6 protein-coding genes, 2 pseudogenes and 1 riboswitch are annotated in these 13,164 nt (G+C 45.2%); of the genes and pseudogenes, 7 read left to right on the top strand and 1 reads right to left on the bottom strand.

The window, feature by feature from the left end; translation table 11 throughout:
• The first annotated feature begins 14 nt into the window (after positions 1 to 14).
• Positions 15 to 1,970 carry a DNA topoisomerase (ATP-hydrolyzing) subunit B gene (gene gyrB / locus QY309_08825; GenBank protein ID WKZ61583.1) on the top strand — a complete coding sequence of 652 codons (1,956 nt, stop codon included), beginning with the start codon at positions 15 to 17 and terminating at the stop codon, positions 1,968 to 1,970.
• A gap of 67 nt (positions 1,971 to 2,037) precedes the next feature.
• Positions 2,038 to 4,164 carry a polyphosphate kinase 1 gene (gene ppk1 / locus QY309_08820; GenBank protein WKZ61582.1) on the top strand — a complete coding sequence of 709 codons (2,127 nt, stop codon included), beginning with the start codon at positions 2,038 to 2,040 and terminating at the stop codon, positions 4,162 to 4,164.
• Here ppk1 and QY309_08815 read toward each other — a convergent pair.
• Positions 4,161 to 5,099 (bottom strand): phosphatase, encoded by a 939-nt coding sequence (locus QY309_08815; protein WKZ61581.1) that lies wholly within the window; start codon positions 5,097 to 5,099, stop codon positions 4,161 to 4,163. The genes ppk1 and QY309_08815 overlap by 4 nt on opposite strands.
• Positions 5,100 to 5,160: 61 nt before the next feature.
• Positions 5,161 to 5,295, top strand: a riboswitch (SAM riboswitch).
• 55 nt (positions 5,296 to 5,350) lie between these two features.
• Here QY309_08815 and QY309_08810 point away from each other — a divergent pair.
• From QY309_08810 to QY309_08790, 5 genes and pseudogenes are all read left to right on the top strand, one after another.
• Positions 5,351 to 6,328 (top strand): annotated as a pseudogene (locus QY309_08810) (homocysteine S-methyltransferase family protein).
• A 71-nt stretch (positions 6,329 to 6,399) separates the two neighbouring features.
• Complete coding sequence (locus tag QY309_08805; protein ID WKZ61580.1) at positions 6,400 to 6,753, top strand: four helix bundle protein; 354 nt, start codon at positions 6,400 to 6,402, stop codon at positions 6,751 to 6,753.
• A 26-nt stretch (positions 6,754 to 6,779) separates the two neighbouring features.
• Positions 6,780 to 9,458 (top strand): annotated as a pseudogene (gene metH, locus QY309_08800) (methionine synthase).
• A 160-nt stretch (positions 9,459 to 9,618) separates the two neighbouring features.
• Positions 9,619 to 10,575 (top strand): methylenetetrahydrofolate reductase [NAD(P)H], encoded by a 957-nt coding sequence (gene metF / locus QY309_08795; GenBank protein WKZ61579.1) that lies wholly within the window; start codon positions 9,619 to 9,621, stop codon positions 10,573 to 10,575.
• A 144-nt stretch (positions 10,576 to 10,719) separates the two neighbouring features.
• Positions 10,720 to 13,137, top strand: coding sequence for an ABC transporter permease (locus QY309_08790; GenBank protein WKZ61578.1), 2,418 nt, complete (start codon positions 10,720 to 10,722; stop codon positions 13,135 to 13,137).
• Positions 13,138 to 13,164: the final 27 nt, after the last annotated feature.

Below are 13,164 nucleotides of genomic sequence, written 5' to 3'. Positions count from 1 at the left end.
TTTAAACTGTACTCATGAGTGACGTAAAGAAGAAAGCGCCAGCCGATTATTCAGCCAGCAATATTCAGGTTTTAGAAGGCCTGGAGGCCGTACGTAAGCGCCCGGCCATGTACATTGGCGATGTGAGCGTGAAAGGGCTTCATCACCTCATTTGGGAAGTGGTGGATAACTCGATCGATGAGGCTTTGGCCGGCTATTGCGATACCATCCGCGTAACCGTAAATGAAGATAATTCCATCCTGGTGGAAGATAACGGCAGGGGTATACCTACTGATATCCATGTGAAGGAAAAACGCTCAGCCCTGGAGGTGGTCATGACGGTGTTGCACGCAGGGGGCAAGTTCGATAAAAACACATATAAGGTATCCGGTGGTTTGCATGGTGTTGGGGTTTCTTGCGTAAATGCCTTATCGGAAGTACTGCATGCAACGGTTTACCGCGATGGCAAAGTATTCGAACAGGAGTATCACCGGGGTGTACCCCAGTATGCCGTTCGGGTAATTGGCGATACGGATAGGCGTGGAACTTCCGTGAAGTTTCTTCCGGATAAAGAGATCTTTACCGTTACAGAATACAATTACGTAACCATTGCTTCACGCTTGCGCGAGTTGGCGTTTTTGAATCCGGGTATCAAAATTTACCTGACCGATCTTCGGGAAAAAGATGAAGAAGGCAAGCCTCGTCAGGATGAGTTTTTCTCTGAAGGCGGACTTCGTGAGTTCGTCAGCTACATTGATGCAACCCGCGAAAAGCTTATTCCGCAGCCGATATACATTGAAAATGATAAAGGCGATATACCGGTTCAGGTAGCCTTAAGTTACAATACCTCATTTAGTGAAAACCTGGTTTCGTATGTGAACAACATCAATACGCACGAGGGGGGTACGCATGTGGCTGGTTTTAGAAGGGCGCTTACGCGTACATTAAAAACTTATGCCGATAAATCAGGCTTGCTGGACAAAGTAAAAATTGAAATCAACGGAGACGACTTCCGTGAAGGCCTTACTGCGGTCATCTCAGTAAAAGTAGCCGAACCTCAATTTGAAGGACAAACCAAAACCAAGCTCGGTAACTCCGATGCGATGGGTGCGGTTGATCAATCGGTAGGTGAGGTGTTGCAGTATTATTTGGAAGAACATCCAAAAGAAGCCAAGCTGATCGTAAGTAAAGTTATTCTGGCGGCACAAGCCCGTCATGCGGCACGCAAGGCACGCGAAATGGTTCAGCGTAAGAACGTACTAACAGGAACCGGATTACCGGGCAAGCTGGCCGACTGCTCCAGCACTGATCCCGGTATTTGCGAACTGTACCTGGTGGAGGGTGACTCTGCCGGAGGCTCAGCCAAGCAAGGAAGAGACCGTGCTTTCCAGGCGATTCTTCCGCTTCGTGGAAAAATCCTGAACGTGGAAAAAGCGCAGGAACACAAAATCTACGACAACGAAGAAATCAAGAATATCATTACAGCCCTGGGCGTTTCCTTTGGAACTGCCGAGGATGGAAAAGCGTTGAATCTGTCGAAGCTCCGGTACCATAAAATCATCATCATGACCGATGCGGATGTTGATGGCAGCCACATTCGTACGCTGATTTTGACCTTCTTCTTCCGTTACATGAAGGAGTTGATCGAAAATGGTTATGTGTACATTGCACTTCCTCCTTTGTATTTGGTTAAGAAGGGCAAAGAAGAGCGCTATTGCTGGACAGAGGAAGAGCGTGATGCTTTGGTAAAGGAGTTGGGTGGCGGAAAGGATGATTCGGTAACGTTGCAGCGCTACAAGGGTTTGGGAGAAATGAACCCCGAGCAGTTGTGGTCGACTACCATGGATCCTGCCCGCAGAACGCTAAAGCAGGTAAGCATTGAATCAGCTGCGGAAGCAGACCACTTGTTCTCCATGTTGATGGGTGATGAAGTGGCGCCTCGCAGGGATTTCATTGAGAAGAATGCGAAGTACGCCCGCATCGATATTTAATAATTTTTTAACCGATTAATTTCCTGTTGCACGTGTTGCCGTTGCGACCTTGCAACAATGTTTTGCTATGAATGACCCCGTAGCTGTTCGCGATCAGGTTTTAAACCGTATTGATGAAAGCCGTTACATTAGTCGTGACCTGAGCTGGATTCAATTCAACTACCGTGTGCTCGATCAGGCCAAGCACATCAACCGGAGTATCTTCGACCGATTGAAGTTTTTGGCCATTACGGCCTCCAACCTCGATGAATTCTGCACCATACGGCTCGGTAGTTTGTACAATTACCTCGACTATGGAAAGGAACGCTTCGATTACAGTGGGTTGCGCGAAGAACCTTTTCGGAAGTTGTTGCTTAATGCCATCCGGAATTTTGTTCAGGATCAGCACGAATACTATATCTATAAACTGAAACCCCTGTTTCAGGACAATGGATTTATGATTTGTCCGTATGAAGAGTTGTCGGAAGAGCATACCCGGCTGGTAAACGACTACTTTCATCATACAATATTCCCGATGCTAACCCCCATGGCATTTGATACCTATCATACATTTCCGGTGTTGAAGAATAACCGCTTGTTGTTTGGTGTGGTAACAAAGGTCATTGGCGATAGCCAGAATCAAAATCGGGTATCCTTTATTCAGGTGCCGAGTAATATTCCGCGTTTTTTTGAATTAAAGGGCGATGATGCTGTTCGGTTTATTCCCATTGAAGAAATCATCCGTCATAATATTCAGCACCTTTTCAGAAATGTCGACATCCAAAGCATTAACCTTTTCCGGATAAATAGAAATGGTGATTTTACGCTTGATGAAAGCGATGATATTGAATCGAATTTTCTGGAAGATTTAAAACAGAAGTTAAAGAGCAGACGAAGCGGTAGGGTAGTGCGCATGGAAGTTCACGGTCAGGTTGATCCATGGATGATGCGCCTGTTAAAAATTCAATGGGATATTGATGACAACAACATCTTCAGCATTCCCACCAAAAGCCTGTTGGATTTGGGTAGTTTAACCCAGATTATTTCGCATACTGAATTTAAAGGCAGGCGTGCGCAGCATCCGGGGCCAATACGCCCCCTGAACTATCCGGATGAAGAAAATCAGGAGTTGTTTGAGATTTTAAAGGAACGCGATATTCTATTGCATCATCCGTACAATTCGATGGAGCCCGTTTTGGAGTTGCTCGAACGTGCTGCAGATGATCCGTATGTATTGTCTATCAAAATTACGATCTACCGCGTTTCACGGGATTCTCGTGTGACCCGTGCATTGTTACGCGCAGCGGAAAATGGTAAACACGTAGCCGTGTTGTTTGAAGTGAAGGCGCGTTTTGATGAGGAAAACAACATGCGTGAAGCGCAGCGTTTGCAGAAGGCCGGTTGCTTTGTGATTTATGGCGTGAGTAGTTTGAAAACGCACACCAAGCTGATGCTCATTGTGCGGAAGGAGCCCGATGAAAAAGTATATCGGTATGTTCACCTGTCGAGTGGTAACTATAACGAATCCACTTCGCGACTATATACCGATATTGGCCTACTGACCACAAAGGAGATTTACGCCAACGATGTATCGGAATTCTTTAATGTAATCACAGGGCATTCGTACCCCACCACCTATCGAAACCTGATTACATCACCTCGTGATATGCGCATTCAGTTGTGCAACCTGGTTAGGAGAGAGGCAGAAAATGCTAAACAAGGTCTTCCTTCCGGTATCGTTATAAAAATAAATTCGCTGCAGGATAAAGAATTTATTGATGAGCTGTACGCGGCTTCACAAGCTGGCGTTCCGATTCGACTCGTTGTCCGAGGTATGTGCTGCCTGCGTCCCGGCCGACAGGGGTTAAGTGAAAATATTCAGGTGATCTCCATTGTGGGTGAGTACCTGGAGCATTCGCGGATTTATTATTTTCATAACGAAGGTGATCCGAAGGTGTACATCGGCAGTGCGGATGCCATGGTGCGAAGCTTTGATCGCAGGATTGAATCCTTATTTATGCTGGATGAAGCTATTCTGAAAAAGCAAGCCATGAACATTCTTCGCTTTAACCTGAAGGATAATGTGAACACCTACATCATGCAGGAAGACGGAACGTATACGTTAAAGCAATTAAATGATGAGCCTCCATTTAATGTACACAAGGAATTCTACACGGTTTCTAAGGAGATGGTGAAGGACGTTCAGTTGTTTTAGAACTTAATCACTTTCCTTCCTTTTGATTGATCCTCGATGTTGGCAAACTCGATTTTCTTTTGGCTTGAGTTCTTCCTGAACAGGTGAAGCATGATGCCGTCTTTTAATCCTACTTCAGGTACTTGTATGTATTTCGCATTCGCCCAATCCATTACTTTAATGTAGATGCTGCTGGCGGGTACAATGACATCTGCCCGGTCGGGGTTCATTTGCAGTTTATAAATACGCTCTTCAAGGGTATGCTTTTCAACCATCTCTTTGATCTCGCGTACGCGCTTCAACGACATTAGCCGGTGAGGCTTAAGTTGTGCCAGGTCAAAAATTTTGCTGATGTTACCGCCTGTTCCGATGGCTGTTACTTTTCCGTAGTCGGACTTAACGTTTTGCTTCACCCATTTTTCCATGTCTGCCCACATGGCTGGTGAGTCGTGATGTTCAAGAATACGTACCGAACCAATTTTAAATGACTGCGTTTTTACCTTTTTGCCATGCACGTAAATGTTCAACTCAGTGCTACCGCCTCCTACATCAATGTGCAGATACGTAGCATCGTTTAGGTACGAGATGATGGCCTGGTTAATGTATTCGGCTTCCTGTTTTCCATCTATGATGTTAATATCCAGTCCGATTTCTTCCTTAACCTGCCTTGCCAGTTCGGCCCCATTTTCTGATTCACGCATGGCCGAGGTGGCGCAGGCCATGTAATCGTCTACCTCATACAACTCAATCAGACTTTTAAATACCTGCATCAGTTTCTTAAACTTTGCCACGCTCTTTTCACTGATGCGGTTCATGGTGAATACATCATGACCTAATCGAAGTGGAAAGCGGACGTATTCCATTTTCTTGAAGATGACGCGTTCGGGAGAGTTGAGAACTGAAGAGACCTGGAAGCGGATGGCGTTGGAGCCAATATCAACTGCGGCTAATTTCATGCTGAAGCAAAAATAAGGCATTGGCTTTTCTTTTTAAGCACTTCTTTTTGTTTCTTTGTGGCACTTATCCAGAAAGACCGAGGGACTGGGCCCCATGACGTCTTAGCATCCTGTTCAGGTTAACGTTATGTTAATCAAACGTTGTGCTAAATCCCATCCTGCTCCGATTGCTATCGGGTTCAGGTAAAGATAAGTAACCCACCTTACCGGGCTCTCTGGATAATGTTGTGATGTATCCGATTTCAGAGCCTATGAAAATTGAAGACATTTTAAAAGAACGCATACTCGTACTGGATGGCGCCATGGGCACCATGATCCAACGGTATTCACTTGAAGAGCCGGATTTCCGGGGTGATCGTTTTTCAAATCATGCACATCCGCTAAAAGGAAACAACGACTTGCTTTCCATTACACGGCCCGATGTGATCAAAGAAATTCACAAGAAATACCTGGAGGCCGGAGCAGATATTATTGAGACCAATACATTCAGCAGTACTAGTGTGGCCCAGGCCGACTATCACCTCGAATCGTTGGCATATGAATTAAATTATCAGTCGGCTAAGATTGCCCGTGAAGTGGCTGATGAATTCACCAAAGCAAATCCTTCAAAACCTCGTTTTGTTGCTGGTGCCCTTGGCCCGACTAACAAAACAGCCTCCATTTCGCCACAGGTAAACGATCCGGGCTATCGGGCGATTACGTTCGATCAGCTGGTAGATGCCTACTATGAGCAAACAAAAGGATTGGTTGAGGGTGGATCTGATCTGCTATTGGTTGAAACCATATTTGACACCCTGAATGCAAAGGCTGCATTATTCGCTATTCAGAAATATTTTGATGATGCAGGAAAAGTATTACCCATCATGGTATCCGGAACCATTACCGATGCGAGTGGCAGAACCCTTTCCGGACAAACAACAGAAGCCTTTATGATTTCCATGTCGCACGTTCCGTTACTAAGCATTGGACTAAACTGTGCGTTAGGAGCCAATCAATTACGACCCTACCTGCAGGTAATGGCACGTGAATCCGATACGTTTGTCAGCGCCTATCCGAATGCCGGATTACCAAATGCGTTTGGTCATTACGACCAGACACCTGAAGAGATGGCCGCTCAAATTGAGGAGTACTTAAAGGAAGGATTGGTGAATATTGTGGGCGGCTGTTGTGGAACAACGCCAGATCATATTAAGAAGATTGCGGAAGTAGCGATGAAGTATAAGCCTCGTGTTCTTTTATTAGTCGATAGTAATTAGTCGATAGTCCATAGTTCAATGTGTAATTACTAATCAAGCAAAGTATGGCATTTAAGTTTGAAAATCTTAAGGTCTGGCAAAAGTCAATTGAACTCTCAGGTGAAATTTCGGAGCTGACTGAAAAGTTTCCTAAAAAAGAAATGTTTGTTCTGACTTCACAAATTCAACGGGCATCTGATTCCATTGCATTAAATATTGCTGAGGGGTCAACTGGTCAAACCAACCCCGAATTCAGAAGATTTTTGGCAATTGCGCTGCGCTCTGCCATTGAAGTTGTTTGCTGCCTTCACATTGGAAAAAGAAGAAGATTAGTTAATGAAAAAGAGTTCAGCTATTTCTATGATTTTCTGACCGAGATAGTGAAAAGTATTCAGGCCCTTCGAAATTCAATTAAGTAATGAGCTATCGACCATCTACTATCGACTATCGTCTGAAATTAAGTGGACTTGAACCGGTTACGGTAACACCCGCATCTAACTTTGTTAATATTGGCGAGCGAACCAACGTTACGGGTTCAGCAAAATTTTTAAAGCTGATCAAGGAAGATAAGTTTGATGAAGCCCTTGAAGTGGCACTTGATCAGGTGCGTGGCGGTGCTCAGGTGATTGATGTGAACATGGATGAAGGCATGCTCGATTCACAGGCGGCCATGGTTCGCTTTCTTAACCTGATGGCAGCGGAACCTGAAATTGCCCGTGTGCCGGTGATGATCGATTCCTCCAAGTGGGAGGTGATTGAAGCGGGGTTGAAATGTTTGCAAGGTAAAGGCATTGTCAATTCGATCAGCATGAAAGCTGGCGAAGAAGAATTTGTTCGTCAGGCAAAGCTGGTAAGGCGTTATGGTGCCGCTGTTGTTGTGATGGCCTTCGATGAACAAGGTCAGGCCGATACATTTGAGCGCAGGATTTCAATCTGCAAACGGGCATATGATATTCTGGTAGAGAAAGTAAAATTTCCACCACAGGATATCATTTTCGACCCGAACATTTTTCCGGTGGCAACCGGCATCGATGAGCATAAGAATTACGCCCTCGATTTCTTTCGTGCGGCAAAATGGATTCGGGAGAATCTGCCACACGCGCATGTCAGCGGTGGAGTAAGTAACGTGTCGTTTAGCTTTCGCGGAAACCAGAAAGTGCGTGAAGCCATGCATGCGGCATTTCTGTATCACGGCATTCAGCATGGCATGGATATGGGTATCGTAAACCCAACCATGCTGGAGGTGTATGATGAGATTGATAAGGAATTGCTGGAACGCGTGGAAGATGTGCTGCTGAACAGGCGGGATGATGCCACTGAGCGTCTGCTTGAGTTTGCTGAGACGGTAAAGGGATCAGCTAAGAAAAAGGAGGCGGATGACTCCTGGCGGAAAGGAACGGTTGAAGAGCGCATTACGCACGCGTTGGTAAAAGGTATAATTGATTTCATCGATCAGGATACTGAAGAAGCTCGGCAGAAATATGCCAAACCACTCGATGTGATTGAAGGTCCGTTGATGGCCGGCATGAATGTGGTAGGTGATTTGTTTGGCTCGGGTAAAATGTTTTTGCCGCAAGTGGTGAAGAGTGCACGAGTCATGAAAAAGGCGGTGGCATACCTGGAGCCTTTTTTACAGGAAGAAAAAATCAAAAGCGGCCAGGTGGGTAAACCTGCAGCCAAAATTTTATTGGCCACTGTAAAAGGCGATGTGCACGATATCGGGAAGAATATTGTAGGTGTAGTGCTTGCGTGTAACAACTACGATGTAGTTGATTTAGGGGTGATGGTGCCTGCAGATAAGATTCTTGAAGCAGCTCGTAAAGAGAAAGTAGACATCATCGGATTGAGCGGCCTGATTACGCCTTCATTGGATGAGATGGTATACGTAGCTAAGGAAATGCAACGCGAGAAATTCGATCTTCCCTTGCTGATTGGTGGTGCTACGACTTCACGTATCCATACCGCTGTGAAGATTGACCCGGTTTATGATGGCCCGGTGGTGTATGTGCTGGATGCATCGCGAAGTGTGCCGGTGGCGAGTGAGTTGATCAGTGAAAATTCACGCATAAACTTTAAGACAAAAACCAAAGAGGAGTATCAAAAACTTCGGCAGGATCATGAAAGCAGGAAGGAACTAAAAAATTATATCACGCTCACCGAAGCGCGCAAGAATAAAACAGCTATCGACTGGAATGCATTTGTTCCGGTCAAGCCGTCCTTTTATGGAAAGAAAGTGTTGTTGAATTATTCGTTGGAAGAATTACGCCAGTATATCGATTGGACGCCTTTCTTTCAGACGTGGATGCTGGCAGGTCGTTTTCCGGGAATTCTGGAAGATGCAGTGGTTGGGGCAGAGGCGAAAAAGCTTTATGATGATGCGCAAAAGATGCTCGATGAAATCATCCGAGAAAAAAGTCTTCAGGCAAATGGCGTGGTGGCATTTTATCGCGCTAACCGTACCGATCGCGAAGATGTAAAACTTTTCAAGGATGATGCTGCCGAACAGCCTTTTGCAACGCTTCATTTTCTGCGGCAGCAAAACAAGAAAGCGCAAAACCTGCCAAACTTTTCATTGGCTGATTTTATTGCGCCTGCAGACTCTGGAAAAACCGACTACATTGGCATGTTTGCGGTAACAGCGGGTATCGGATTGGAGAAACTGATTGAAAAGTATAAAGCTAATCATGATGATTATTCCGAAATCATGGCAAAGGCACTAGCCGATCGACTAGCAGAGGCTTTTGCGGAGTGTTTGCATGAACGCGTGCGCAAAGAATTCTGGGGTTATGCCAAGGATGAACAGTTGGGCAATGACCAGCTGATTGCAGAAAAATATCAAGGCATTCGTCCGGCACCGGGTTATCCCGCTTGTCCGGATCATACGGAGAAGCGAACCATTTTTGAAATACTGGAAGCAGAGAAAGAAGCAGGAATTAAGTTAACCGAATCCTGTGCGATGTATCCGGCTGCGGCAGTAAGCGGATATTATTTCTCCCATCCTGAATCAAAATACTTCGGTCTTGGAAAGATTGAAAAAGATCAGGTGGAAGAGTATGCTGAACGCAAGGGAATGAAGGTAGAGGAGGTGGAGCGTTGGCTCTCGCCAAACTTGTCTTATAACTAAATTCAATTAAAAAATTCTAAAGATGTACTTACTGGTGTTATGCACATGTTGCCACAACGACACAAAGTCACAAAGAAATTTAGTGCTTTGTGCCTCGGAGTCTTTGTGGCCTTTTTCATAATGTCAGTATGTAACTCAAATTACTTTATAGTCTGAAAACATGAAAGTAACAGAACATCTGGCAAAAGCCAACGGTAAAACGTTATTCACGATTGAAGTACTCCCACCTTTAAAAGGTGAGAACATCCGTTCGTTGTTCGATCACATGGATCCCTTGATGGAGTTCAAACCTTGTTTTGTGGATGTAACCTACCACCGGGAGGAATATGTGTACAAGAAACGCGAGAATGGCTTGCTGGAAAAAAAATCTACGCGTAAGCGTCCAGGAACAGTAGCGCTATGCGCAGCCATTCAAAATCATTATAAGGTTGATACCGTGCCTCACATTATTTGCGGTGGCTTTTCAAAAGATGAAACCGAAAACGCCTTGATCGACCTGCATTTTCTTGGAATTGAAAATGTGCTGGTATTGCAAGGTGATGGTATTAAAAACGAAGGCCGCTTTGTGCCAGAACCTGACGGCCATAAGTTTGCTTCGGAGTTATTGCAACAGGTAGCCGATATGAACAGAGGTGTTTACCTGGATGAAGAGTTACTCAACACAACACCCACCAATTTCTGTATCGGGGTGGCAGGCTATCCGGAAAAGCATTTTGCTGCGCCTAATCTGAAAACAGATTTGAAATATCTAAAACTAAAAGTTGATTTAGGAGCCGAGTACATCGTTACGCAAATGTTTTTCGATAACCAGAAGTACTTCGACTTTGTAGCCAAATGCCGGGAGGCTGGTATCAACGTGCCGATAATCCCTGGGATAAAACCCATCACTACAAAAAATCAGGTGAGTGTGCTGCCTACTATTTTTCATATCGACTTGCCGGAAGCGCTGGCCGATGAAGTGGAGAAGTGCAAAGACAACGCGGCTGTTCGCCAGGTTGGGGTTGAGTGGGCAGTTAAACAATCGAAGGAATTGATCAAGGCTGGTGTGCCCACACTCCATTTTTATTCCATGGGTAAATCTGATCCCATATATAAGATTGCCAAAGAGCTTTTTTAAGCGTCCGCTGGCGGACGAAAAAGTTCATAAAGGGACGAGCAGTCCGCGAAATGGTTGAAGGAAAGCCTGAAAACAAGGTTTTCTTTATAGGCACTTTCATTGTATAGGGGTTTCCATTCAAACCAACTCCATACTTTTTAGCCTATGTTTCTCAACTACCTCAAAATCACCATCCGCACCCTGATCAAGTATAAGGGGTATGCTACTATAAACTTATTGGGATTATCGCTGGGTCTTACTGCGGGTGTATTGATACTCGTTTATGTATTGGACGAACTCTCGTATGACCGGTTTCATGCCAAAGGCGATCGCATTTACCGCGTGGGTACCGATATGTACGACATTAAAACGGGAGCGCTTAACGGTGGCATTGAAGGCAATGGCTGGGCAGTTGGTAAATTGCTTGAGCGCGACTTCCCTGAAGTGGAAAAAGTGGTGTATATCTCCAACGCATCCGGCCTGCAGATTAACCACAACGGCAAACATCTTGACCAACGCATATTTTTTGCAGGTCAGGAATTCTTCGATATTTTTTCATTTCCGCTGATAAAAGGAAATTCCCAAACTGCGCTTGCACAACCGAACAGCATCGTCATCACAGCGTCAATGGAAGAAAAATATTTTCCCGATGAAGATGCGTTGGGAAAAACCATGCTTTTTGAAGACAGCCTGCTGTTTACGGTTACCGGTGTATTGAAAGATATTCCTGCACAATCGCACATGCAGTTTGATATACTGATTTCATTTACCACCTACGAATCTCTCAACCGGGGATTTACCTATGATGGGGGTTGGGGAAACCTGAACGTCCGTAACTACATTTTATTAAAAGACGGGGTTGACGCCAGTGCATTCTTTGCCAAGGCACGCGACCTGTATATGAACTATGTGGAAGAAGACATGCGCAAATGGGGCATGTTTATGTATGTGGGCTTTGAACCGTTGCAGCAAGTCTATCTGCACTCAAAGCGTGGCAATGGAATGGGACCGCTAGGTAGCATGGATCGCGTTTACCTGGTTTCCGGAGTGGCGTTGTTTGTAGTACTGTTGGCGTGTATCAATTTTATAAATCTTTCTACCGCGCGCTCGGCACACCGCGCCAAAGAAGTGGGGTTGCGCAAAGTAGTGGGTTCATCGCGAACTTACCTCATCACCCAGTTTTTAAGTGAATCATTCGTGTTGACGGTGTTGGCTTTTCTGGTGGCTCTTGGTTTAATCGGGGTAATACTGCCCATGTTCAACCAGTTGATCGGCAAAACATATAGCCTGGGTATTCTTATTCAGCCAGCAGTTGTTATTGGGGTGGTGGCCATGCTTGTTTCTGTCACGTTGCTATCGGGTTACTATCCCGCTATTGCCATTTCATCCCTAAGGCCAGCGGAAGTATTGAAAGGAAAAATCATGACCAGTCAGCGTGGCGTGCAGTTAAGGCGCGTGTTGGTGGTATTTCAATTTGTTATTTCTGCCGGATTGATCTTGTGTACCCTGGTGGTGATGAATCAACTTCAGTTCATGCAGAATCGCGACCTGGGTTTTAACCGGGATGAAGTGTTGATCGTTGATGTGGGAAAGGTTCCTTCTGGTGAGCAAGCCTATCACAACGCCTTTAAGAATGATTTAAGTGCGCTATCTGCTATTGAGTTAATAAGTTTTAGCAATGCAGTACCAGGCCGTAATGGCTGGGTAGGGCAGTGGGCGCATGCAGCCGATCGCAGTTCAGAAGAAAGCATCGGTACGGAATTCATGACCATTGATGAACATTATTTTAATACGCTCGACATCAAATTATTAGCCGGAAGAAATTTTGATCCGAACAATACTTCCGATCTGCAGGAAGGACTTATCATAAACGAAACTGCGGTGAAGCAATTTGGTTGGGAGACTCCCGAGAATGCCTTGGGTAAGAAAGTGGATTCTCCTTCCAGGCATCCGGCCGGAACGGTAATCGGGGTAGTGAAGGATTATCATCAGTGGGGTTTGCAACAGCAAATCTACCCGCAGGCCATGGCTTATAAGCCGCACTTCTCACGGTACTTTGTTTTGCGCTATAATGCTGCGGCAACAGCCGAGCTGCTTCCGCAATTGGAGTCCATCTGGAAAAAGCATTTTGAGGGGCATGATTTCAGCTACTTCTTCTTGGATGAGGATTTTGAGCGACAGTATCATGCAGAACAACGATTGGTGAAGGTGTTCACTGTTTTTTCTATTGTTACTATAATCATTGCCGTTATCGGTTTAACCGGTTTGGTTTCATTCATGGTAACCGCACGCACAAAAGAGATTGGCATCAGAAAAGTGCTTGGCGCAGATGTGTTGAACATCACACGACTTTTGTCGCGTGAGTTTTTAATGTTGGTAATCATTGCCAACCTGATTGCATTTCCGGTGGCGTGGTACTTAACCAATCAATGGCTGAATGGCTTTGCGTACAAAGTGACTATTGGTGCCTCCTTGTTTGTGCTAACATTTGTCTTGGCTATTGGCACAACGTTGCTTACCGTTGGCTATCAAACGATACGTGCTGCGTTGTCCGATCCGGTTGATTCACTTCGCTATGAGTAGGTTGATCTTAACGAATAATCTGTAAAA

The sequence above is a fragment of the Cyclobacteriaceae bacterium genome (assembly GCA_030584025.1).
In the GTDB taxonomy this organism is placed as follows: Bacteria; Bacteroidota; Bacteroidia; order Cytophagales; family Cyclobacteriaceae; genus UBA2336.
Note: the sequence above shows the minus strand (reverse complement) of the source record. Positions and strands in the feature narration are given on the sequence as shown.

Bases quoted from the DNA above. Each gene is read 5' to 3' on its own strand.
- gyrB (WKZ61583.1), top strand. From the start codon at position 15: ATGAGTGACGTAAAGAAGAAAGCGCCAGCCGATTATTCAGCCAGCAAT.
- ppk1 (WKZ61582.1), top strand. From the start codon at position 2,038: ATGAATGACCCCGTAGCTGTTCGCGATCAGGTTTTAAACCGTATTGAT.
- QY309_08815 (WKZ61581.1), bottom strand. From the start codon at position 5,099: ATGAAATTAGCCGCAGTTGATATTGGCTCCAACGCCATCCGCTTCCAG.
- QY309_08805 (WKZ61580.1), top strand. From the start codon at position 6,400: ATGGCATTTAAGTTTGAAAATCTTAAGGTCTGGCAAAAGTCAATTGAA.
- metF (WKZ61579.1), top strand. From the start codon at position 9,619: ATGAAAGTAACAGAACATCTGGCAAAAGCCAACGGTAAAACGTTATTC.
- QY309_08790 (WKZ61578.1), top strand. From the start codon at position 10,720: ATGTTTCTCAACTACCTCAAAATCACCATCCGCACCCTGATCAAGTAT.